The organism is Acinetobacter sp. WU_MDCI_Abxb74, assembly GCF_025513915.1.
GTDB classification, from domain to species: Bacteria; Pseudomonadota; Gammaproteobacteria; order Pseudomonadales; family Moraxellaceae; genus Acinetobacter; species Acinetobacter calcoaceticus_C.
Genome location: NZ_JAHPRP010000010.1, coordinates 99681 through 121870 on the forward strand (window position 1 = coordinate 99681; position 22190 = coordinate 121870).

General features: G+C 39.2%; 25 protein-coding genes. 13 read left to right on the top strand and 12 right to left on the bottom strand.

Annotation, left to right across the window (positions count from 1 at the left end; all coding sequences use genetic code 11):
* Nucleotides 1–46 precede the first annotated feature (46 nt).
* Complete coding sequence (locus KTH84_RS15500; protein ID WP_151801744.1) at nucleotides 47–967, top strand: alpha/beta hydrolase; 921 nt, start codon at nucleotides 47–49, stop codon at nucleotides 965–967.
* Nucleotides 968–984: 17 nt separating this feature from the next.
* Nucleotides 985–1812: an SDR family NAD(P)-dependent oxidoreductase gene (locus KTH84_RS15505; RefSeq protein WP_151801745.1), complete on the top strand. Its 828-nt coding sequence runs from the start codon at nucleotides 985–987 to the stop codon at nucleotides 1810–1812.
* 123 nt (nucleotides 1813–1935) lie between these two features.
* On the opposite strand, the gene KTH84_RS15510 is transcribed toward KTH84_RS15505, so the two are convergent.
* Complete coding sequence (locus KTH84_RS15510) at nucleotides 1936–2832, bottom strand: hydrolase or metal-binding protein (protein WP_151801746.1); 897 nt, start codon at nucleotides 2830–2832, stop codon at nucleotides 1936–1938.
* 495 nt (nucleotides 2833–3327) lie between these two features.
* On the opposite strand from KTH84_RS15510, the gene KTH84_RS15515 reads away from it, so the two are divergent.
* Nucleotides 3328–3699, top strand: a complete 372-nt coding sequence (locus KTH84_RS15515; protein ID WP_151801747.1) for an NADPH-dependent 7-cyano-7-deazaguanine reductase — start codon at nucleotides 3328–3330, stop codon at nucleotides 3697–3699.
* A 205-nt stretch (nucleotides 3700–3904) separates the two neighbouring features.
* The gene (locus KTH84_RS15520; RefSeq protein WP_262474027.1) at nucleotides 3905–4537 is read left to right on the top strand and encodes a hypothetical protein; all 633 of its coding nucleotides are present in this window, start codon (nucleotides 3905–3907) and stop codon (nucleotides 4535–4537) included.
* 66 nt (nucleotides 4538–4603) lie between these two features.
* Here KTH84_RS15520 and KTH84_RS15525 read toward each other — a convergent pair whose 3' ends face one another.
* From KTH84_RS15525 to KTH84_RS15565, 9 genes are all read right to left on the bottom strand, one after another.
* Nucleotides 4604–5668, bottom strand: coding sequence for a YqaJ viral recombinase family protein (locus KTH84_RS15525; RefSeq protein WP_151801748.1), 1065 nt, complete (start codon nucleotides 5666–5668; stop codon nucleotides 4604–4606).
* Nucleotides 5669–5746: 78 nt separating this feature from the next.
* Entirely contained in the window at nucleotides 5747–5998 is a 252-nt protein-coding gene (locus tag KTH84_RS15530; protein WP_151801749.1) for a hypothetical protein, read from the bottom strand.
* Nucleotides 5999–6120: 122 nt separating this feature from the next.
* Entirely contained in the window at nucleotides 6121–7170 is a 1050-nt protein-coding gene (locus KTH84_RS15535; protein WP_151801750.1) for a DUF932 domain-containing protein, read from the bottom strand.
* Between the two features lie 44 nt (nucleotides 7171–7214).
* Entirely contained in the window at nucleotides 7215–7508 is a 294-nt protein-coding gene (locus tag KTH84_RS15540; protein WP_151801751.1) for a hypothetical protein, read from the bottom strand.
* 94 nt (nucleotides 7509–7602) lie between these two features.
* Complete coding sequence (locus KTH84_RS15545; RefSeq protein WP_151801752.1) at nucleotides 7603–8724, bottom strand: hypothetical protein; 1122 nt, start codon at nucleotides 8722–8724, stop codon at nucleotides 7603–7605.
* 103 nt (nucleotides 8725–8827) lie between these two features.
* Nucleotides 8828–9076, bottom strand: coding sequence for a hypothetical protein (locus tag KTH84_RS15550; protein WP_151801753.1), 249 nt, complete (start codon nucleotides 9074–9076; stop codon nucleotides 8828–8830).
* A 3-nt stretch (nucleotides 9077–9079) separates the two neighbouring features.
* The gene (locus tag KTH84_RS15555; RefSeq protein ID WP_151801754.1) at nucleotides 9080–10153 is read right to left on the bottom strand and encodes a J domain-containing protein; all 1074 of its coding nucleotides are present in this window, start codon (nucleotides 10151–10153) and stop codon (nucleotides 9080–9082) included.
* A gap of 9 nt (nucleotides 10154–10162) precedes the next feature.
* Complete coding sequence (locus KTH84_RS15560) at nucleotides 10163–10312, bottom strand: hypothetical protein (RefSeq protein WP_002056795.1); 150 nt, start codon at nucleotides 10310–10312, stop codon at nucleotides 10163–10165.
* A gap of 102 nt (nucleotides 10313–10414) precedes the next feature.
* Entirely contained in the window at nucleotides 10415–10675 is a 261-nt protein-coding gene (locus KTH84_RS15565) for a hypothetical protein (protein WP_262474033.1), read from the bottom strand.
* A 534-nt stretch (nucleotides 10676–11209) separates the two neighbouring features.
* Between KTH84_RS15565 and KTH84_RS15570 the strand changes: the two genes are divergently transcribed.
* Both KTH84_RS15570 and KTH84_RS15575 read left to right on the top strand, forming a co-directional pair.
* Nucleotides 11210–11419 carry a hypothetical protein gene (locus KTH84_RS15570; protein ID WP_114149794.1) on the top strand — a complete coding sequence of 70 codons (210 nt, stop codon included), beginning with the start codon at nucleotides 11210–11212 and terminating at the stop codon, nucleotides 11417–11419.
* Between the two features lie 918 nt (nucleotides 11420–12337).
* Complete coding sequence (locus KTH84_RS15575) at nucleotides 12338–13531, top strand: inovirus Gp2 family protein (protein WP_262474035.1); 1194 nt, start codon at nucleotides 12338–12340, stop codon at nucleotides 13529–13531.
* 206 nt (nucleotides 13532–13737) lie between these two features.
* Here the strand turns inward: KTH84_RS15575 and KTH84_RS15580 are convergent, their stop codons facing one another.
* Together KTH84_RS15580 and KTH84_RS15585 are read right to left on the bottom strand one after the other, a co-directional pair.
* Entirely contained in the window at nucleotides 13738–14439 is a 702-nt protein-coding gene (locus tag KTH84_RS15580; RefSeq protein ID WP_032061277.1) for a DsbA family oxidoreductase, read from the bottom strand.
* 83 nt (nucleotides 14440–14522) lie between these two features.
* On the bottom strand, nucleotides 14523–15632 hold the full coding sequence (locus tag KTH84_RS15585; RefSeq protein ID WP_057073740.1) for an alkene reductase: 1110 nt from the start codon (nucleotides 15630–15632) through the stop codon (nucleotides 14523–14525).
* 281 nt (nucleotides 15633–15913) lie between these two features.
* Between KTH84_RS15585 and KTH84_RS15590 the strand changes: the two genes are divergently transcribed.
* The 7 genes from KTH84_RS15590 to gorA all read left to right on the top strand — a co-directional run bounded on the left by KTH84_RS15590 (nucleotide 15914) and on the right by gorA (nucleotide 21693).
* Nucleotides 15914–16321, top strand: a complete 408-nt coding sequence (locus KTH84_RS15590; RefSeq protein WP_055415330.1) for a thioredoxin family protein — start codon at nucleotides 15914–15916, stop codon at nucleotides 16319–16321.
* 111 nt (nucleotides 16322–16432) lie between these two features.
* Complete coding sequence (locus KTH84_RS15595) at nucleotides 16433–17227, top strand: SDR family NAD(P)-dependent oxidoreductase (RefSeq protein ID WP_262474039.1); 795 nt, start codon at nucleotides 16433–16435, stop codon at nucleotides 17225–17227.
* Between the two features lie 27 nt (nucleotides 17228–17254).
* Nucleotides 17255–17590, top strand: coding sequence for a carboxymuconolactone decarboxylase family protein (locus KTH84_RS15600; protein ID WP_013197542.1), 336 nt, complete (start codon nucleotides 17255–17257; stop codon nucleotides 17588–17590).
* Nucleotides 17591–17676: 86 nt separating this feature from the next.
* A complete protein-coding gene (locus KTH84_RS15605; RefSeq protein ID WP_262474041.1) occupies nucleotides 17677–18231 on the top strand; it encodes an OsmC family protein in 555 nt (184 codons plus the stop codon).
* A 96-nt stretch (nucleotides 18232–18327) separates the two neighbouring features.
* A complete protein-coding gene (locus KTH84_RS15610; RefSeq protein ID WP_013197540.1) occupies nucleotides 18328–18891 on the top strand; it encodes a TetR/AcrR family transcriptional regulator in 564 nt (187 codons plus the stop codon).
* A 242-nt stretch (nucleotides 18892–19133) separates the two neighbouring features.
* Nucleotides 19134–20348, top strand: coding sequence for an MFS transporter (locus KTH84_RS15615; protein ID WP_114150191.1), 1215 nt, complete (start codon nucleotides 19134–19136; stop codon nucleotides 20346–20348).
* Nucleotides 20341–21693 (top strand): glutathione-disulfide reductase, encoded by a 1353-nt coding sequence (gene gorA / locus KTH84_RS15620; RefSeq protein ID WP_114150190.1) that lies wholly within the window; start codon nucleotides 20341–20343, stop codon nucleotides 21691–21693. The genes KTH84_RS15615 and gorA overlap by 8 nt, the downstream gene beginning before the upstream one ends.
* The last annotated feature ends 497 nt before the right edge of the window (nucleotides 21694–22190 follow it).

Sequence of the window (22190 nt, forward strand, 5' to 3'; positions counted from 1 at the left end):
TTATTTTTCAGATGATAGCGTTATAGCAAATATTGAGAAAAATACGATGAATAAAAATCTAAAGAATGTGCAACAAGCGCCACTGGATATTCAGTTTGATTCAAACGGCGCGAAATGCAGTGCATATTTATATCGTCCAGCGACTGAGGCAACTACACCAATTATTGTGATGGCACATGGACTTGGCGGTACTCGAAGAATGCGTTTAACAGCTTTTGCAGAGCGATTTGTGGCACAGGGTTATGCTTGTTTAGTGTTTGATTATCGCTATTTTGGTGATAGCGAAGGACAACCTCGGCAATTACTAGACATACAAAGTCAGCTTGAAGACTGGAAAGCTGCTATTGCCTATGCACGTAGTCTAGACAAAATTGATCCAAACCGCGTTGTTATCTGGGGAACTTCGTTCGGTGGAGGTCATGTGTTGACGATAGCTGCTGACGATAACCGACTCGCTGCTGTTATATCACAATGCCCCTTCACCGATGGTTTCTCATCTAGCATGGCAATGAACCCAATAACTACTCTAAAACTCACAGGACTCGCGTTAAGAGACAAAGTTGGTTCAATACTCGGTACAAAGCCAGTCATGGTGCCTCTTGCTGCGCCATCGGGACATACAGCATTGATGAATGCGCCTGACGCCTATTCAGGATATCTCGCACTCATGCCTTCAGGATCAAATATTCCAAACTATGTGGCTGCACGTTTTGTACTCGACATCATACGTTATTACCCTGGTCGTAAGACATCTCGTATTCAAGCACCAGTACTGTTTTGCATATGCGATACCGACTCTGTGGCTCCCTCCAAAACAACATTACGTCATGCTAGTCATACTCCTCGTCATGAAATTAAGCACTACGCCGATGGTCATTTTGAAATTTATGTTGGAGAGGCTTTCGAGCGTGTCGTTAGTGATCAGATCGACTTTCTTAAACGCACTGTTCCCGTGGCTCAAGCTTAAGTTAAAGGAGTTTCAAAATGTCTAAATACGAATTAAAAGATAAAGTTGTAGTGATTACAGGTTCAACAGGTGGCCTAGGACTTGCGATTGCTCAAGCATTACAAGCCAAAGGTGCAAAACTAGCATTACTTGATTTAGACCCTAACAAAGTTGAAAATCAGGCCAAACAGCTAGGTGGAGAAAGCATTGCCATAGGTTGGGTAGCCGATGTACGTTCTTTGGAAAGCCTAGAAAGTGCTATGGCAAATGCAGCTCAACACTTCGGTAAAATTGATGTAGTGATTGCAAATGCAGGCATAGCTTCAACTGAAGCACTAGAACATATGGCACCAGAAACTTTTGAGCAAACGATCGATATTAACCTTACTGGAGTATTTCGAACTTTCCGTGCAGCTATACCATATGTGAAGCAAACTCAGGGATATTTACTGGCTGTTTCCTCAATGGCAGCTTTCGTCCACTCCCCATTAAACACTCACTATACTTCGAGTAAAGCAGGTGTTTGGGCTTTATGCGATAGCCTTCGTTTAGAATTAAAATATTTAAATATTGGCGTTGGTAGCCTTCACCCGACCTTCTTTAAGACCCCAATGATGGACAATATTCAAAATGACCCAGCAGGTAAAGCTGTGTGGAAAGGTAACTCTGGCATTTGGAAATATGTATCTATTGAAGAAGTTGTTTCGGGCGTAGTTGAAGGCATAGAACGACGTAGAGATATGACCGTTGTACCTAAAATAAATACTCCGATTGCGAAAGCACCGGCATTGTTTAGGAAGGTAATTGAGTTTTTAGGTTTCAACCGTAAACAACTTAAACAGACCATGCACTTGGCAGAAAAATAAATACGAAAAAGGGTATTGACGTTTAGTCAATACCCTTTTTATATATTAAAAATATTGTTCTTATCTCAATAATTTTTTTCAATTTAGAAGTACATTAAAAGAAAAACTTACACTCAGTACACATCAATTAACTACCTTGACGCTCTGAGCCAATCCCTTTTGCAGAATTGTTACATTTGAAGGTGATGCTTCAGTCTGCGGCTGATTCGATTGTCCATCACTATTATAGAACTCATCAACTACGTCCAAGCCCTCCTCAACATCTCCCTCAAACTTGGCATTGGCATAGCCTTGTCGTGCCATCTGATCTAAAGCTTCCTGATAAAAACCCGATTGTTTACTCTGCTCTTCAATTTCCTTCGCTGTAGTAATCGCATCTTGTAAGCTTGTTCCATCTCTTAAGGTTAAATCCACATAATAGATTGGAGTTCGATAACTTTGCGTGGTGCTTTTACCCCGCAAGGTCAATTGCAATGGTAGGCATGAAAGTAGCTGGCCTGATGCAGCATGGTAATAAGCCAGTCGTGCAGCCAATGTTCGAATACTATTAAAGCCTGTGGTTCTAAAGATAAATGTACCAAGCTCATCTGCATCATCTAAATTAACGTAAAGTCTGCCATAGGGTTTACATAAACCACCTTGTGCCAACGGGCATAGACTTGGTGAAGGACATGAATGCTGTTCAATTCCCTTATTTCCTGATCGCTGACATGTTTCGCCGTTCCCGATACAAACAGGGCGTCCGGTCTGTCGATCAAATAAAGTGTATTCTGCTCTCAAATTTAGTTCAGGATCATTGAAAATCATCCTGACTGGAATGCTACGAAGTTTATTATTACCGGCTTTTGCACGCAGTGTTTCATCCATTGGATGCTTCACCCAACCATCCTTACTTTGGATTTGACTGGTAATCGTGAACTGGTCATCTTTTTCAGGGATTCGTTTACCGTTCTTTTCTACGATTCTACCAATACTGATACGTCCGAGTATCGGCGGTGTAATTGCTAAACCTTTAATCATTGAGAATCACCTCTGCTTGCTATTTGATAATTTTTAACCATAAAAAAATCCCGCAGCATTTTTGCTACGGGATTCAATTCCATTCGGAATATCTTAAACTTTGTATACGGTTTAGTGAGCTCTCTATCCGCTCAGGTTTTACTGAACGATATACGTTATAGAGGTTATTAAGAGATAACTGATTTAGGTCGGCTTCTCCCCTTGCGGACAACGTTTGTAAAAATGATCACCAAAGGGAGAAGCCATAGGGATGGGTAAAGAATTACCCATAAAAGTAAAGTGAATAAGGTATCGGCTGACCCATTCCATTTATGCTTTTAAACGATCTAAACCCAGCCGATATCATTAAATATACCGAAAACAAAAGGCACTATTGTTAAAAATAGTACAAAAATACAACCTATACCACATTTTTAAATAAATATGATAAATATTACCAATCTTCCGATTTGTAGCAATACAAATTACTTATCTAAAAACCACATAGGACCGAATATGAAAAAATTACTCCTAATTTCAACAATTCTGACAGCCACTGTTTTAGCGGGATGTAATGCAAAAGAAAAAGCTCCTGCGGCTGATACAGCAGCAAGCACACCAGTAGCAGCACAGGCTAATGAATCTACTGAAAAAACCGTAAAATACCTGACTGAAGACAAGCAAATCTTTACGCTTAAAACCACTGATAATTTTGAAACCGCAACATTGGAAGATAGTAAAGGCAACAGTTATGCTCTTAAAAATGGTCATGCGGCAAGTGGTGTTCTACTCGAAGGAGAGAATGGTGTTTCTATTCATACCAAAGGCCAAGAAGGGTTCATTGAACTGGTAAAAGGTAAAATAGTTAACATTAAAGAAGCCCAATAATTTTTGATATTCGGAATTTTGCCTCCGGGTAAAATTCTGAAGAGAATAAATAAGCATGAGTACAATATTAAAATAGGTCAACTATACGGTTTTAAAGACTTCATTAATTGCGATTGATCATGACAGATACAAGCCACTCTTCATTTGGTGGTTAACTTATTGATATGACTTTTATTACTTTAGAATAAATAACAATGGATAGATTATGGGAATTGACTTCAACTTCTTTGAAAAACTAAGAGAATTTATTACTCCAACCTACAACCAAACATTCAATGCCAAAAGATACGAACGTCTGAACAAATTCTTTGATGATCGTAAAAAAATCAAAGACCTTAACGAGCCAGAGAAGGTCAAACAAATTCTATTAAATAGTGCAGCAGCCACTTTAAGCGGTGCAAAAAATGCAAAAATTGAAGAGCTAGAATATTTTCTGGAAACATCTGATGCCGATGACTTTGAAATGAAATACTGGACTTTCGCATGGAATCGAGCAGGCTTTACTGTTTCTCGTGATGCATCCGGTAAGATCATTAATATCCATTCCACCCTAGGCAAGAGAGTCCAAATTATAGGAGTTAATATCTTACTTATACTCTCAATGTGCATCTGGCCATTTCTACTCAATTTCGAAAAGGAGCCGTTTCTCAATCTAGGTCTAACCGAGAACATGTGGAATATCTTTATTCTTATTGCTATCGGATTCTGTTTGGTGACCATTATAAAAATACTCTATGACTGGTCCCACTGGCATGATCTCAATGTGATTCTTGTTAGACAGCAACAGCAACAGCAACAGCAACAGCAACAGCAACAGCAACAGCAACAGCAACAATAGAAATAAATATCTATTCTACATGCAAGTGAAATAACACTTGCATGTATGAGCTTCGGGAAGCATCCCTCAATATCCATTTGGATAAATCTGAAACCGCCTTGTACCAACCTTGGTTTGTGAGAATTGCTGTAAATACTCAGGGTGTTGTTTGAGTAAGGCTTTACTGTCTAGGCTGATTGAATCCTGTGTCTTCTTCCATGTGATCGCCCCCCCTATAAAAACTACCCGTTCCGCATCCTTCATCAAAATTTGTAAGCGGTGTTTCAGCTCATCAAACAGTTGTTGATGGGTTTCAATCTTGCGCTTCTCTTCCAGTAGTTCATTAAACAGTTGATTGGCGGCTTCATTGTCAGTGAAGTCTTCTGTCAGTAACGGAGTCTGCTCAGGGTAAAGCGCTTGTAATGCTTTGCCTGCTGACTCCGATGCATCCACTGCCGGAGGGATATCCATTTCCACACATCTCCAGAAATGCCGTTCCGCCCGTACAATGTGTTCAATCACACTCTCGCTACGGGTCACTTTATAGATTCGGGTTTCATGTCCACAGATCAATACACAGACATGTGCTGCCTGTTTACCAGTTACGGCAAGTTGATGCTGTACCTGACAAAGTACATAAAGTGGAACACCATCCCGCCAGAGTCGAGCCCCATATTCACCCACTGATTTGCACTCCAGTACCTGTACTTCATCACTTCCAACAATGGAATAGTCAAGGTTGGCAAGCATAAATGCCTTATCCTCATCAGGATGTTGCAACACAGCATTGACCCGACGGACTTTATGGTTGGTATGCATGCTGTAGTATTCAGCAACCAAAGGTTCCAGCCGTTTGCCCCAGTACAAAGGTGCATAACCCGCACTTTCATCTTCAATGCCTTGCTGCATTCGACCAGTTTTAATCATCCATAGCTCCAGCATCGACATGTGCGGATTCAGCCCACAGGCTGTTGCTGCATCACTACTACCAATCCCCTGTTTTCGTATTTGAAGCCATTGTTCACGGCTCATTTGTTTGGTTTCTACCAATCGTTTGGCTTTATTACTCCGTCTGTTATGACGTGAATAGTTTTTTGCTCGAACAGGTGGACCTATTAAAGGCTGCTGCTGGCTCGTTATGGCTTGTCCCATAGTTTGCTCCTATATTTTTAAGGCATAAAAAAAAACCACATCCGAAGATGTGGTTTTTGTTGTAATCTAAATGAGTGTCTAAACGTATTGATTTAGAGAATCAGCGGGGATAAATTTTAAATCCTGCTCTAATACATGCGCATCTAAGCCTTGAATATGAATTCTATAATCTGGAGAATGACCAGATACGTTTGTCATAAAACGCTCATGCCCGAAATCTGTAGCAAACTTCACCCACAAAAAATCAAAAAGGTTTTTATTGTTAATTAACAATAAAAATCCATCTTGTAACTGTTCAATCATAAGACCATTTGAATATTGTCCGCCCATTCTTTGCACTCTCTATATACAACACACTAAATGATTCTTTATGAAGGCTTTTCATAAATTTTCAATGTATGGATTCCTTTATTTAGACTTAAAGTCGGAAATCATTAAATAGCTGAGTAAGTTCAATACACCATTCTTAATGCCTGTTCCAGTCCACGTTGTTTAAGGTTAGCCCCAGCCCCAAACCATGCTGAATCCATCCGGTGATCCGTTGAAATCGCACGTCGTTCATGATCAACAAATTCCGTAATACTACAAAGCAGCCCATACGCCGTATCTTTAGCAGAGGCTAACTCAGCCCCTCGTCCATGTCCGTTAAACATTGTCATGACCTTAGACATAGCACGTCCATTGGGTTCGGTTTTATTATCGGCTTTAGCTGAAGGAATTTGTTTAGGTGTAGCTACATTACGGTAGAACTGAATGATACTGTCATCCTGTTCGGCAATACTCAGGTTGGTATTATTGAACACGGCATCGAAGTAAGCTGCGGCTTCCTGCTGGGTGACTTTACGCTGACTCAATTGCTTCATTTCATACATGTGTTCGTCCCATACACGAACTGAAATACCCAATTGCTGTTTGATCTTCTCAGCATCGAACTTGGTACTATGCGGAACTTTCACTACACCGGCACTACTATTCTGCCCACGTAAGGCAATTGCCAAAGTGTTGTTACACACCACACGAATTGAGGTAAATTGCGCCGTGGTGGCTAATGTGCCATCACAAGCAGTTGCCAATAAAATGTAGCCGTTACTCACATCCTTACTTTTTAATGCTGCCGATTGCCCTGTTCTCGCCAATGCCCAGAACTTACGCCCACCTTTGAGCACGCCTGCCGTTTCCAGTTCAAAACCTGATTGCTCTGTCAGGTCTCGATAAAACTCTAGAATTTCCATTGGTTGTACTTCTTGGTAACGCTGACTCACCACCGATAACGGCGCATGCGTATCTGAACGATAAAGCACTCGCTGATCTTCATAAGGCATCAGGATATTTTGCCCACGTTCATTCTTTGCCATATAACTGACATTAGATGATTCTATTCGCCAGTCCATACCCGCCTGCTGCGCCCAGATTTCTATTGGTTGATTTTGAGTAAGTTGATTACCCAGACCATGCCAAGGGGTTTGACCAACGAATGCCATTGTTTCTATTTGATGTGCCATGATTGTTTTCCTTTAAATAATTTGAAAGTTGTAAACGATGAGTATTAAGCAAAGCCTGATTGCTGGATTTCAAAATGCTCCAGACATTGCTCGCACTGGTAAAACAGCGTGACCATATTGTCTTGATGCTGAACGTAGAGCAGAAACATGCCGCCAATCACTAAGCCCACAAAACCACCCACCAAAGGGTGAACTGGGCTGCGTTTTGATAACTGCATACAGGCGGCTGCCAGAGACATCGGCGAGAATGATGAAAGCTTTGCAAATACTCCTGAACTGGGTTCACTCTGGCGCAGTAATGTGATGTGTAATGAATGACAGTAAGGACACTGATGCATGTAGTTCCTCCTTAAATAAACGGCATAAAAAAAGGACCTGCCTGATCGGCAAGTCCTCTGCTATGGGTAAATTTTAAATCAAGTGAAATAGCTACTATTCAGCCTGTTGGCGTTTCGCTTCCCATTGTTTGGTATAAGTCTCTGCTGAAAGATAGTGCTTTAAGCCAAATTCAAACTGGTTCGCTGGTGAGTTCAATACATCCTGAAACGGTAGCGTTGCAAAATCGATATTTGGCTCTAGCCATGTATCACTTGATTTCTGTTCAAACTTAAGTGGCTTATACACTTGGGTATAGATGAGTGATTCACCACCTACCCGTTGCTGTTGGGTAATCTGGGAATGAAACTTAAAGAACAGTACCCCTGACACTTTTAAGTGGTTTTGTTTAAAGTCCATGATATAAGCTCGCGCCCAGCCTGAACCTTTGACCAGTTCCTGTGCATCTGCTGCCGCCATAGGTAAGGTTAATAAGGTTTCAAGTCTTCGGGATGATGCACTCTCTTCAAGTTTTAAGGTCAAAATCCCTTTATCGGCATCGTATTCATAATCAGGGCTTGCAAATCCCTGTTTGATATAAAGCCGACGCATGGCTTTATTTAAGGCGTTCTGCAACAGGTTAACATCATAATCGACCTGATAAGCTTCCAACTCTGCCTTTGTCTGCTCTACACGTAACTGGTATTGTTCCGTAGTTTCAAACTCACCTTTTGGTTTAATGATTGGTGTTTTTAACAGGCGGACATAGTTAATCGCCAGATTATTGGCAAACTGATAGAGCTGATCATTGGTTAAATCAAACAGCACCTGATCCATCCCTTCCATAGGCCCGCTTTCACGTCCCATCACTAAAATCTGATCGTCACGTAATTTCAGGTTCTGTTTTAATATCGCAGCGATTTGGTCAAATGAATGGGTATCCTGATCATCCCGTCTCTCAACGAGATTGAGTGGGAATCTAACCGGACTTGCATATCGGTAATCATCATCTGGAAAATTACCCAGAATATCACCATCGATTAATGGCAACGGTTGAACAGCAGTTTTAGACATAATCACAGGTGACAAGACTCCAGTTTCGGTTTCTGTCTCACTCTCAACTGAACCGGAGACATCACTATATTCATCCTGCGCCGTTTGCGGTTCCTCTTTTTTTGAACAGCCACCTAAAAATAAAACACTAGCAATACAGCAGCAAAGTAATTGTTTTTTCATCATGGTAAGTACTCTGAATTTATTCACGTGATTGGCAAGGCTGATCGGAAGTTTTCCATCAAGACCAGTACCTCCTTCATAGTGGTAATATGTATTTAAAATTTCTTTATTTATGGTTTTCCTGATTAAGGTCAGCTTGATCAAAAGCAGGGACTTCATCTCCGGCATTAATACTTGTCACTGCTGTATTCTCAGGACTGACTGAATGGCTGCGAGCCGATTCAAGCATCTGCTCGGTTTGTTCATCCTGAGCATGGTCGTATGCATAGAACAAAGCAAAAGACAGAATAAAAATCACGATATAAGTTACATACCATTTCCAGCGCCTTTTGAGCCGTTGGGTATTGATCTTCATCGGCTACACTCCCAAATAGGCTTTTAATACAGCTCTGGCCTGATTAATTTGCTGAGCCTGTTGCTCAATAAGCTGCTGTACTGATTCGGGTAAGCTTTGGTATTTATCGGGGTGGAAATCTGCCATCTTTTTTCGGTAGGCAGCTTGAAGGGTTTGTTCACTCAATGCTTCCGGTTGAATCTCAAGAAGCTTGCAAGCCTGTCGTTGTTCAATATTCAGATCAGAAATTTTCTTCTGGTTCATCTCACCTGCCATACATTGATAGACAATTTTGACGAGGTCTGGAAAGACGGCCCTAGAGACATTCGATACACGGCATAAATGAGTCATGAATAAATCCGCTTGATTCTGCTCAATCTGACCGAGTGCCATGGCATAGACCAGTTGCTCAATCATCTCTCTACGGAAGTTATAGGCCAGCTTATCTTTTAGGTCTGCCAGACGATGTAATAAGTCTTCATAATCGAAGCGCGTCTGTTCATTCAATAGCTTCTCGACATACTGATGCACTGCCTTATCATTCAGTTTAGTGAAATGATCAGATACTGCTTCTTTCGATCGGCTACTCCATTGGCCTGCACTAAAAGTAATGAAGTAGGCAAACAGATCAATCATGATCTGCATCTCAGGATCAATTTTTACAATTGACTGTTCTGCTCTTTGTCTACCCTGTAGCCCCTGACAGCATTCATTTAAGAATGCCACCAAAGCACGAACTACACCTTTATCGAGTTGGCTAAAGCTCAGCTCATCATGACCATTGATCAGAATCGAACTGGTCATCATGCCAATATCTGCATCCACCCGCTGAATGTGCTCAAACAGATAAACCTGCTCATCTTCAAAACTGGCTTTATAAAAGAGCCCCTTTGCGGTTAAACACATCCCGACCTTGGCACTACCAAATACAGTGTCATCAATCAGTATCAAAACTTCATTGGGGTTTACACCATGAGGTAAATAGCTCATGGCACCTTGTAGCTTTTTATTGGGAATGACTGGCGCAAAATAAATGTTGTCACTATCTCGTAACAACGGCACCCACTGACTCTGCTGGATTCGTTCCTGCATGCTCATTGCCATCCCCTAGAAAAACCAGCGTATAAAGATAACCGGCCAGACCAAAGCTCGGCCCAGCAAATAAGCACCGGAGTAATGTCCCGGATATTCCCAAATGCAATACAGCCAGTAACCAATCACAATCGTGAAATAGAAGGTAAAAAATGGATGTTTCATGATCAAAACTCCTAAATTGAGTGGCATAAGCCCTTCCCGTTGCCCACAGGCAACAGGAAATAAGTGCTTCAATGATTTGTTTAAGGCTTTAAATGTCTGGTGCTAAAACTTGTCCATGCATTGCTCACCAGACTGATACATCACACGGTCTAGGTCATTTGGGAGATAGTTCATACGCTCAACTTGCCGCATGACTTTACGACCATAATGTTCTTCGACCTTGTCATAGACACAGGAACAATAGCTGCGGCTGCCCCCCATGTTGTGACATCCCTGCTTCATGCCCTTTTCAAAATCGGAAGAACAGCCAGTCATGATCAAAAAACTGACACCAACCACACCCATCAAAATTTTATTTATCATCGTTTTATCCAATGACTTGATCATGGAGCTTAGGCTTTTTTTAGGCAATACAAAGCCCTGCCACGGTGTATCTCACATGACATTTTTTAAAGTTAAATTTTTAGACGAAAAAAACTAAAGCTTGAGAAACCAGACGTTCATCAAACTCTATTAAAAACTAATCGGGGTGTATAAGAAGAATACGCATAGCCAACTCCTTTATATTTGGAGTTCTGCCAAATCATTAGAGAATTATGGTGGCAGAACGAAAGGGGTTCGCAGACTGGTCTCAGGAAGCCAGCACACCCGAAGGTGTCCCCTCCCGTTCCACCGTAGAGAGGGGGCACGAGGGCTTATGCACTAAAAGCTTACGCTTTTAATGTTCCTGGGAAACGGTCTGCGACAACCGACTGGCAATGTAGGCCAGCAGGCAAAGGATAATGTGCAATATTTAAGGTGTCAATCATCTATCGACTAAGTCGCAAAGTGATTGTTATTGTTTTTAATCAGATTAAGTTATTAAACTAACCATTCCGCAAATTTAAGGATGGTGCAGTGTTTCGGTTAAAGTGTCTTGGCGGTCCACTGTATGGACAAGAATATTCTCATGCACAGGATGAGTTTATTTTTAGAGACAAACAGACAGGAAAGCAGACGCGTTATAGAAAGCAGGCTTTAGACTTCACCCCACCACAAGAGTTCTTTATAGCGGAGTCAATTTCTATAACTGTAGCCTACAATCTCGCATTGCAATTGATGAAATAACCTCATCAAACGCATTCAAAGATGTTTAATTTAGAGTTCAATGAGAGGCCTTTAGCATACCAAATTCATCGTTTTTACTGCGCACATGCATATCAACAATTGTATTAAAAAACATTGTCTTGTACCTAAGTCCGTACAACTTTCAAGGTCTGCTTTCAGGTTCATGAACTGCTAAAAGCAACTGCTGACATGCATTTGGTTTGCAATGAGATGGGTATGTATTCTAGATATAAAATACCAATTTAATTCTTTGTTGTTTTAGCTTCATAAGAAGACTAAATCAGTTATTTTTTACGGTACTGGCACATCATACGAGATAAAAATTACTGAGTCCAGTTCGGTAGAAAAAGAGAATTATGATCTGCTTAAGTCCGTATATCGGATTCATCCAAATATGCTCGTATTTCCGAGCAGGTTAAAATTGCCGTATAGAAGTAGGCAAAACATGAACTAAGTTTAGGTTTTAAATTATTTATATATTTAATATACAAATATCTATAGAGACTAAATCTAAACATTCTAATCTCTCTCAAGTAAGACACCGAACCTATGTAACCAACCACTCAGTTATCTAGTCAATACATATAATCTAGTATTCCAGATGAAATATCCTTGGATATATTTCATCCATGATTAATACACATAACCAGAGTTTAGTTCTCCCTATGTCTCTGCTCACCCACATTCGAATAACAGACAATCTGATCTATCCCATGGCTGGCGATACTGACGTCCTATTCAGTCGATGCAACTTACCTATGCACGAAGACTGCTGACTGACTGCTAGCTACTTTCCCAATTAATTCTTGAATGCTCATTGAGGGCACTGCTCAAACAGTGTCCCAAGATGAGCATTGTCTAATTGACCCAAAATACATCATCCAACTTTCCATTAGGTATATATCTATGAACCACTGCATGACTAAACCAAACTTAATATCTACTGCTGGGCAATGGTCCTTAGACGACCTAGAAGCACTTCAGCTACTTGATCAGATTCAGGAAGATTATTCTTGTTATGAGGTGAACAACGATGAAGGTGACCTTGTTGAGTTTCGATTGTCTTCTCATCCTGAGACTCAGTGTTTTATTGACCGCTTACAATTAGGCATTCATTGTCGTAAACAGCGTCCTTTAGCTTCATTGCGAACGACTAAAGACATTCAGGGCAATAAGAAATTATCCGTTCAATATGCAACAGACCTTCCAGTTCAATTGATCTCAGCATTACCTTCCATCTTTTCCATGCCCGTGTCTGACACCTATACTGTGAACGTAGAATTAGAAACTATCCATTCAGTCATTCAAGACTTATCGGATGCAGAGAGATTCGTTCTAGGCACATTCTCATCAACTAGTGTTTATACCAACGAGCAAGCTCAAGCTTACGTAGATGCTTTGAATCGATTTCAGAGCCTACTGAATGAGCGAATGAGCAGTGCTAAAGTCCGTAAACGATTGCATAACCGGAAAGACAGTCGATTAAAGACCAAAGAGAAAATGATAGAGCTTGTACATGCCCTACTCCATGTACATTCTAAAATACTGGTGGTCCGAGTAGACCTCGGTATTATGCGAACTCCTGAGAGCCTGATAAACCATCAGATTTCATCGGACCAATGGAAGTCTGAACAAGATAGCCAATTTCTTCTAAAAGCGCTTGAGCGACTCAATGAGAATGCCAGAATGAATCGAATGAAGCATGCGTTGGGTTATATCCATCGTATTGAATACGGCCCCCAGAAGGGCTTCCACGTACACGCTTATTACTTCTTTGATGGGCAAGACCATTGGGCAGATATTACTTGGGGACAATACATTGCCAAGCAATGGCAACACGTGACCAATAACCAAGGCTCGGTATTTATCTGCAATATGAAGAAAGAAGATTACCGTTATTGTGCTTTAGGGATGTTAGATTATTCTGACGTAGAGATGCTAAACAACCTTGAACAGAGTTTTGATTATCTCTGCAAAAATGATCAGTACTTCCAATTTACGACACAGAAACGCATTCGAGGTTTCCGTTGTAGTGAGATTCCAGAAATCCCAGAAGCTAAAATGGGATGTCCTAGAAAGCATGACCAATCACACTTACGCATGTACGGATAAGTTAGATAGCTCAGTGATCTTTCTTTGAACTTTTATAGATTCTAAGGCGACTTGATTATTTATATATCCACTTATCAAATGACAAATGCGTTGCCGATTTCTTAGCTTATGAGAAGAATTTTGAACTTGAGACAATCGGCTGAAGGTTGAAAAATTGATAGGGTGACAAATAAGTTAACCCCCTATCAATTTATTCAACTACACAATCAAATACTACAACCATTAATGCCACAGCTTTGACCTTCTGTGATCATTAGCTCATTCTGCTTTTCTTCCCATACCTGCTCTAATGCACTTAAAAAAGTTTCTACAGGCTGAGCACCACTGATTGAATATTTATTATTTATAATGAAAAGTGGTACTCCACTAGCACCCATCGCATGTGCACTGGCTTCATCTTTTAAAACTTCTTGTTTAAACGAAATATTACTAAAGGCACTGTTAGCTTCTTCACGAGGAACTCCAACTTCATTAGCAAGCTCAACCAACACCTTATGATCAAAAATAGACTTACCTTCAGTTATGCTTGCCTTAAAAAACTTTTCTGTTAATAGTTCACCAACACCCTTCTGTTGTGCCAACTTTACAATGGCATGGGCATCTAAAGTATCGCCAAAAAGCATACCATTAAAGTTATAGATCAGACCTTCTAGCTCACCTGCACTTTTTACATGGCTCATCATCGCATCAGCCCCACTTTTCCCACCAAATTTTTTATACAATGCATCTTTAAAGGGCTGTGGTGTAAGGCCATTTGCTAGACGGTAACTGTGATATTGGATAGTTACCTGATTCTTATGTTCAAAGGCATCTAAACCTTTCTCAAATCTTTTTTTAGCAATCCAGCACCAAGGGCAAACAAAATCTGACCATATATCTACGGTAATTTGTGAAGGTAAAGTTTTCATAAATATCTCAGTAAATTCATTAGATGTTTAAAACACGAAGTTTTAATGCCTAGCATCAAAAAATCCACTAGGCACTCCACTGTTTATTGGCCGTTATAATGCGGATAATCTGTATAGCCTTTTGCCGGAGATCCACTTACGCCATAGTAAGTTGTGCGATCACTTTCTGCCAAAGGCCAGTTATTTTGCATCCGCTCGACTAAATCGGGATTAGCAATATAAGGGACACCAAAAGCAATTAAATCGACCTCACCTTTTTCTAATGCCGCCTCAGCACTTTGTTGATTAAAACCACCAGCTGCGATAATAGTTCCAGAAAAAGTTTCTCTGAATAAAGTTTTAAAATTTTGGGCTTCTAAAGGTGCTGTTTCATAAGTTGGTTGATAGTACAAATGCACATAGGCCAATTTACGTTTACCAAGAGCTGACGCAATATTTGCCCAAGTATCAACCTCTCCTTCATAAGGCGCCAAGTCATAAATACGACCAAAAGGAGAAACTCGCACAGCCACTTTGTCATGGCCAATTGCTTGGGAAATAGCATCAATAGTTTCTAGAAGAAAACGTTGGCGATTCTCAACAGTTCCGCCATATTGATCTGTTCGGTTATTTAACTCAGTACTGAGAAACTGGTCAAAGATGAATCCATTTGCAGCCATAATTTCAATGCCATCAAATCCTGCTTCAATTGCTAATTGTGCAGATTTAACAAAATCATGAGTAACACGTTTGATTTCTTCAGTTTCTAAAGCTCTAGGTTTACTTGGCGCAACCGGACCGGGTTCACCCGAATCAGTATATGCAAATACTGTAGTGTTGGTTGCTGGAATAACTCCAGAAGATACAGGTACTTGATTATCAGGTAAAACTGAAACATGCGACATTCTTCCCACATGCCAAAGCTGAGCAAAAATACGACCACCTTTTGCATGCACTGCTGCAGTAACTTTTTTCCATCCTTGCATTTGTTCATCATTATATAAACCAGGCGTATATAAATAACCACGCCCTTCTTCAGAAACAGGCAAGCCTTCAGTAATGATTAGACCTGCGGAAGCTCGCTGGGAGTAATAAAGCGCAGTAAGTTCATCTGCAACACCGTTCAATGTTCGCGTACGAGTCATAGGCGCCATTACTACTCGGTTTTTTAATTGAATATCCACCAAATTATGGGGAGTGAATAATTTATTCATCACAGACCTCTAGAGAGATTTACAGATAATTAAGAAATTTCTTTAACCACACTCATCAATCAATGAATGACTCAGGTAATGACCTGTTTGTGAAGTACAAGATTTGCACTCCCTCATTCCTATTGCACAAATGACAAGTTGATGCCACTATATCAACCAACTAGTAGGTAGGCAAGAGTATTTTTAATTTAACCTGAATTTAATGTCGGTTAGCAATTGATTAAATACTATCCTTTAACTGAATTCTGAATCTGTAAATACAGAAAAGAGGAAGTTTTATAATGCGTAAATTACACACTTTAAATGAAGATACCTTTCATGAAATTGAATGGAAAGAAGGTTTAGCAGTAGTCCGTTTTTATGCTCCTTGGTGTCCACCGTGCCACAATAGCGAAAAATTATTTAATACTTTTGTGGAAAGTATTGAAGATAATGTAATTGTCGGAACAGTTAATGTTGATCAGGCACCTATTTTAACAACTCGTTATAATATATGGGGTTTACCATCTGTTTTAATGTTCAAAGATGGGCAATTAATCCATCGTATTGTTGGAGTAAAACCTATATCCGATTATCAAAAAGCTTTAGATGAACTCATAAAATCTGAATCAAACAATGATGAGAAAAACGAAGCAAAGAGTTCCATTGGTACTCTTTGTTTAACGAAATCTGAGATTAAAGCTGAATAATTTTCTAAACTATTTTCTGTTAGTACTTGACATTTAAAATTAGCCCATATAACCTACAAACCAACTAGTAGGTAGGCTACTTTTAATCGATATTAATGATTAGGTGATCTTATGAGTGAGCAACAATTTAAAGGCCAGAAACTTCTCGTCATTGGTGGCACTAGTGGCATTGGTTTAGAAACAGCAAAGAAAGTTGCTGAACAAGGTGGGACTGTAGTAATTGTTGGCAATCGCGCAGATAAAGCCGAGACAGCCCGTAAACAATTAGTTGCTATAACAAGTGAAGAACAAGTTTTTGCACTGACTGCTGATTTAACAAATTTTGATAGTGTTCAAAAGTTAATTAGCAAATTGGATAGTGAACATAAAGACATTAACTTATTAGTTAATTCAGCAGGAATTTTTTATCCTAAAAGCTTCCTAGAGCATTCGCTAAGTGACTATAACAATTTCCTAGACCTGAACCGCGCATTTTTCTTTATTACCCAACAAGTTGCTTCATCAATGGTTGCACAAAATAAAGAAGGATCAATTGTAAATGTTTCTGCCGTTGCAGCTCGCCAAGCTATCGAAACTGTCACAGCATCTGCCTATTCAATGGCAAAAATGGGTTTAGAAGCTATGACTCGTCATGTGGCTGCAGAGCTAGCAGAACATGGAATTCGAGTAAATGCTGTTAGCCCTGGAATGGTGGAAACCCGTATTTTCGAAAGATTTATTCCTTCAGATCAATTAGATAATGCACTTCAAGATTTCAATAGTTTTCATCCCTTAGGAAGAAATGGTACCCCAAATGATGTAGCAGAAACTATCGTACTCCTTCTTTCCGAAAAAACATCTTGGGTAACTGGTGCTATTTGGGATGTTGATGGTGGTGTCATGGCATCAAGAAAACTAGGCAAATAATATTTAATAAATGATGAGGTTTCAAAAATGAACGGTGAATGGACTAACAGATTATCTGCATTAGTTAAAAATATTGGTAATTTTGCAAAAGCAAATAAACCCGTTGCCACTGCTTTTCACAACTTAGAAGTTGCGACGCGTGAAAATAAAGTACTCGACGCAAAAACTCACGAGTTAATTGCGTTGGCAGTAGCAGTTACTACGCGTTGTGATGGTTGTATATCAGCTCATGCGGGCGCAGCTAAAAAAGCAGGCGCTACAAAAGAAGAAGTTGCGGCAGCTTTAGGAACTGCTATCGCTTTAAATGCTGGTGCAGCCTATGTTTACTCAGCACGAACTTTAGATGCTTATGACGAAATGTAACTTCACTAGAGGTTACATAAACAAGCTTAGTAATGGGGAAATTATTCTCCATTCACCAAAATTTATATCTTAATTGGAGTTCTATAATGAACAATGTAGTGAATGAAATTGATCTAAATTCTTTTCAACAATTTGCAGATAGAGTAAGCCAGAATCCTACCACTTCAAAAGCTCGTTTTAACGTACAAACAAGATGGGCGGGTCAAACACGTTCTGTTTCCACTGTGAAATCTTATGAACTTTTTGGTAAGACTTATGAACGTAACTTCCATATAGCTGCTGATGAACCTCATGAAATTTTAGGAACAGATAGTGCACCTAACCCACAAGAATTATTGATGGCGGCACTTAATGCATGTCTTACAGTTGCTTATGTAGCTATTGCTGCTACTAAAGGTGTCAAGATTAATTCATTAGAAATTGATACTTCTGGAGAGCTGGATCTCAGAGGTTTCTTAGGCTTAGATGAAAAAATTAATCCTGGATATGATGAAGTCCAATACACTGTACTTATTGATACAGATGGGACACAAGAACAATTGGATGAAATACATAGTGCTGTTCTTAAAACTTCACCAAATTTCGCCAATTTTTCACGATCAATTCAAATGAAACCGCAATTAGTGATTGCAAACAAATAATATGTGATGGGTGGCATACTCGTTAATCTGATGATTCATCTTTAACAACAATGCTATAGTATGCCGCCAAATCTCTCTAATCTGGGAACTACGAATATGACCATTGATACTCGCCAAAGTTTAATTAACTCAGCAGAGCTTATGTTGAGATCAAGAGGTTATGCTGCTTTTAGTTATGCTGATTTAGAGAAGATTGTTGGAATTAAAAAAGCCAGTATTCATCATTATTTTCCCAAAAAAGAAGATTTAGGAATTTTAATAGTCGAAACATATATTGAACAGACTATTCAAGATTTTGAAAAAATCGAACGTGATTTTCCTAATGCATTCGGACGCCTTTGTGCCTTTGCTTCCTTATTTAGAAGCTCAATGTCTGAAGGAATGTTACCGTTATGTGGAGCTCTTGCTGCTGAAATGGCTGTTTTACCAGAGAGCATGCAGGAGTTAACTCGAAAGTATTTTGAAATCCAATTATCTTGGATAGAAAAAATCATCCATTTAGGTGTAGAAAATGGAGAACTTGCCGAAGGTGATGCAAATCAGCAAGCCTTTCAATTATTGAGTTTAATGGAAGGAAGTAGTTTTGTAAGATGGGCAATGAATAAAGGGACAGAGCTTGATCCTAAGGTAATAGGAAAAATTGTTGGCGTGCTTTCTTAAGATTAGCTCAGATATTTAAATCTTTTTAATTCAAATATCTAATCTATTTCTAATAAAAGTAAATAAATATAGGAATGCTTTAAATAAAGCATTCCCTTTATATTCGTCCATATATAGCACCCGCTATGACTATCCCAACAAAATTAGTTTAATTTTTATGTCAGATGAAATATCCATCGGACAATCTCTAATTTTATGGTAGTACTTTAAATATTAGTCTACCTAAATGGGAGTGCCCCTATATGGTAGGTTACAACATTCAGAATAATAAAAAAATTTATGGCTTACATGCCACTACTATTATTAGTTTGGCTCAATTATTGGCCACATCATTGTGGTTTAGTGCAAATAGTGCAGCAATAGATTTAATGCAACAATGGCAAATAACAGTTGCAGATATTGGTTGGATTACCAACGCTGTTCAAGCAGGATTTATCATTGGAACTTTTGTATTTGCTTATACAGAAATAGCAGACCGCTTTAAAGCCAGCCATATTTTTGTTTGTTCAGCACTATTAGGCGCCTTTTTTAATTTCTGCTTTGCATCGTTCGCCCATGGACTTATGGACGCCCTTATTTACCGTTTTCTCGTGGGATTATGTCTCGCAGGAATCTATCCAATCGGAATGAAACTTATCGTTCTATGGGCACCTCATCAGGCTGGGCAAGCACTAGCGAAATTAGTTGCTATGCTGACATTAGGTACAGCTCTTCCCTATTTTATTAATAGTTTCCCCACTCATTTTGCTTGGCAAACAGTCATGATCTGTTCTTCAAGTCTTGCATTGATTGCAGCCTTGTTAATTTATCAGTTAGGAGACCCAACAGTCCCTCCAAAACCACAAAATACAGTGTCATCAGGTGGTACTTTTCAGGTTTTCAAAATTCGAAAATTTCGTGCAGCTGCTATAGGTTATTTTGGTCATATGTGGGAACTATATGCCTTTTGGACGATTATTCCTTTATTTATTGCTAAATCAGGTATTCCAGAAAAATTGGGATACAACAACATTTCGCTCCTTACTTTTTTTGTAATGGCATGTGGAGCAATTGGTTGCTTGGTCGGCGGATATCTTTCTAAATATATAGGTAATAGATATGTTGCTATAGGTTCTTTATCTATCTCAGGTTTTAGTTGCTTGGTATTTGCTCTAGGCTGGCGTTTTTTACCTGCGTGGTTCTTATTGGTTTTATTTGCGATCTGGGGAGCATCTGTTATTGCAGACTCACCGCAATTCTCTGCGCTTTCCGCCCAATATTGTCCATCCGAAAAAGTTGGTGCGGCATTAGCTATTCAAAATTCAATTGGTTTTACACTGACTATCATATCTATTGCATTGACAACCTATGCCTTTGAAATAATTGGCTTGGATTCAGCATGGATATTATTGATTGGCCCCATTCTAGGTGTTGCTGGATTCTACTATTCAGCAAATAAAGGAGTTATCCATGTCTAAACATTACGATTATATTGCAATTGGTGGAGGCAGTGGCGGTATAGCCTCTGTAAATCGAGCAGCCATGTATGGAAAGAAATGTGCATTAATTGAAGCAGGAGATATTGGTGGCACATGCGTTAATGTTGGCTGTGTCCCTAAAAAAGTGATGTGGTACGCTACTCATATTGCTGACGCAATTCGTCAATATGCGCCGTCATATGGTTTCACTACGGAAGTAAAATCATTTGATTGGCAGAAACTTATTAAAAATAGACAGGCATATATCGAAAGAATTCACACCTCTTATAACAATGTCCTCAGTAAAAATAATGTTGATGTCATACACGGGTTTGCAAAATTTATTGATAAAAACACAATTGAAGTAAACGGAGATTTATTAACAGCTGATCACATTCTCATAGCTACTGGTACAGAAGCGAGTTGGCCTGCAATTGAAGGAGCTGAACATGGTATCGACTCAAATGGCTTTTTTGATTTAGAAGCATTACCAAAACGTACCGCTATTGTGGGTTCAGGATATATTGCAGTAGAAATAGCTGGTGTCCTCAAATCATTAGGTTCAGATGTCCAGCTTTTTATTCGACGCGAAAAACTCCTACGTAATCTTGATCAGTTCTTAGGAGAAGCATTATTAGAAAATATGCAGAGTGAGAATATTAAAATTCATAAAAATGCTGAAATCAGTAAAGTAATAAAATTAGATGACGGTTCTGTCATGTTGCATTTAAAAGATGGAACTCAACAAGTTGTAGATTGTCTTATTTGGGCTGTTGGGAGGAAACCCAATACCAAAGCTCTCGAACTTGAATTAACAAATGTAAAATTGGATGAACAAGGGTTTATCAAAGTTGATAAGTTCCAAAATACAACCCACGCTGGTATTTATGCAGTTGGAGATATTACTGGAAAGGTTGAATTAACACCTGTTGCAGTTGCTGCCGGACGTAGGCTCTCAGAACGGTTATTTAATAACAAGCCTAATGAATGCTTAGATTACAACAATATCCCCACTGTAGTATTTAGTCACCCGCCTATTGGAACAGTTGGATTAACCGAAGAACAAGCGATTGAAGAATTTGGCAAAGATATGGTTAAAGTATACAAATCTTCATTTACAGCAATGTACGACGCCGTGGCACAACATAAACAACTCACAAAAATGAAGCTTATATGTGTTGGTGTAGAGGAAAAAATTGTTGGTATCCATGGGATTGGTTTGAATATGGATGAAATTCTACAAGGCTTTGCAGTCGCTCTAAAGATGGGGGCAACTAAAAAGGACTTTGATAATACCGTTGCTATTCATCCCACATCATCTGAAGAATTCGTGACGATGCGTTAGTTACTTTTTAAATGAATAAGTCAATGGTTTCATAACTATTTGAAAAAGTAGAGCCTAATTGTTTATTTAATAAAAAAGTTCTCAAATTGAGAACTTTTTTTATATTACTTTCACCCAAATTATAAAAGAAAAATTGTACTTACCTGTCCATAGACTCCGACTAGAGAAGAAAGAACAGCTAATACAAACACAAGATAACGTACATACAAAGTTTGGAAAGGAAAATACACAACTAGACCGTACCATTTTAAACCTTACATACCTTTAGCTGTTACTGAAATTGAGCTATTTAACGCGGTAGTGAATCCACTACAAACAATTTCAGTAATAACTTATATATCGACCATCCCCTTAATAACAACTCAGAACGACCATCTATCGACAAGAAAACGACCTGCCAGTGTTTCAGTGAATTTTGATATATACGGCTTATAATCTTTAAAATTTCTTTTCTATTACTAAGTTAGCGTCCTATCATTATTGTAGTATATATTAAC

Bases quoted from the DNA above. Each gene is read 5' to 3' on its own strand.
- KTH84_RS15500 (WP_151801744.1), top strand. From the start codon at position 47: ATGAATAAAAATCTAAAGAATGTGCAACAAGCGCCACTGGATATTCAG.
- KTH84_RS15505 (WP_151801745.1), top strand. From the start codon at position 985: ATGTCTAAATACGAATTAAAAGATAAAGTTGTAGTGATTACAGGTTCA.
- KTH84_RS15510 (WP_151801746.1), bottom strand. From the start codon at position 2,832: ATGATTAAAGGTTTAGCAATTACACCGCCGATACTCGGACGTATCAGT.
- KTH84_RS15515 (WP_151801747.1), top strand. From the start codon at position 3,328: ATGAAAAAATTACTCCTAATTTCAACAATTCTGACAGCCACTGTTTTA.
- KTH84_RS15520 (WP_262474027.1), top strand. From the start codon at position 3,905: ATGGGAATTGACTTCAACTTCTTTGAAAAACTAAGAGAATTTATTACT.
- KTH84_RS15525 (WP_151801748.1), bottom strand. From the start codon at position 5,668: ATGGGACAAGCCATAACGAGCCAGCAGCAGCCTTTAATAGGTCCACCT.
- KTH84_RS15530 (WP_151801749.1), bottom strand. From the start codon at position 5,998: ATGGGCGGACAATATTCAAATGGTCTTATGATTGAACAGTTACAAGAT.
- KTH84_RS15535 (WP_151801750.1), bottom strand. From the start codon at position 7,170: ATGGCACATCAAATAGAAACAATGGCATTCGTTGGTCAAACCCCTTGG.
- KTH84_RS15540 (WP_151801751.1), bottom strand. From the start codon at position 7,508: ATGCATCAGTGTCCTTACTGTCATTCATTACACATCACATTACTGCGC.
- KTH84_RS15545 (WP_151801752.1), bottom strand. From the start codon at position 8,724: ATGATGAAAAAACAATTACTTTGCTGCTGTATTGCTAGTGTTTTATTT.
- KTH84_RS15550 (WP_151801753.1), bottom strand. From the start codon at position 9,076: ATGAAGATCAATACCCAACGGCTCAAAAGGCGCTGGAAATGGTATGTA.
- KTH84_RS15555 (WP_151801754.1), bottom strand. From the start codon at position 10,153: ATGAGCATGCAGGAACGAATCCAGCAGAGTCAGTGGGTGCCGTTGTTA.
- KTH84_RS15560 (WP_002056795.1), bottom strand. From the start codon at position 10,312: ATGAAACATCCATTTTTTACCTTCTATTTCACGATTGTGATTGGTTAC.
- KTH84_RS15565 (WP_262474033.1), bottom strand. From the start codon at position 10,675: ATGATAAATAAAATTTTGATGGGTGTGGTTGGTGTCAGTTTTTTGATC.
- KTH84_RS15575 (WP_262474035.1), top strand. From the start codon at position 12,338: ATGACTAAACCAAACTTAATATCTACTGCTGGGCAATGGTCCTTAGAC.
- KTH84_RS15580 (WP_032061277.1), bottom strand. From the start codon at position 14,439: ATGAAAACTTTACCTTCACAAATTACCGTAGATATATGGTCAGATTTT.
- KTH84_RS15585 (WP_057073740.1), bottom strand. From the start codon at position 15,632: ATGAATAAATTATTCACTCCCCATAATTTGGTGGATATTCAATTAAAA.
- KTH84_RS15590 (WP_055415330.1), top strand. From the start codon at position 15,914: ATGCGTAAATTACACACTTTAAATGAAGATACCTTTCATGAAATTGAA.
- KTH84_RS15595 (WP_262474039.1), top strand. From the start codon at position 16,433: ATGAGTGAGCAACAATTTAAAGGCCAGAAACTTCTCGTCATTGGTGGC.
- KTH84_RS15600 (WP_013197542.1), top strand. From the start codon at position 17,255: ATGAACGGTGAATGGACTAACAGATTATCTGCATTAGTTAAAAATATT.
- KTH84_RS15605 (WP_262474041.1), top strand. From the start codon at position 17,677: ATGAACAATGTAGTGAATGAAATTGATCTAAATTCTTTTCAACAATTT.
- KTH84_RS15610 (WP_013197540.1), top strand. From the start codon at position 18,328: ATGACCATTGATACTCGCCAAAGTTTAATTAACTCAGCAGAGCTTATG.
- KTH84_RS15615 (WP_114150191.1), top strand. From the start codon at position 19,134: ATGGTAGGTTACAACATTCAGAATAATAAAAAAATTTATGGCTTACAT.
- gorA (WP_114150190.1), top strand. From the start codon at position 20,341: ATGTCTAAACATTACGATTATATTGCAATTGGTGGAGGCAGTGGCGGT.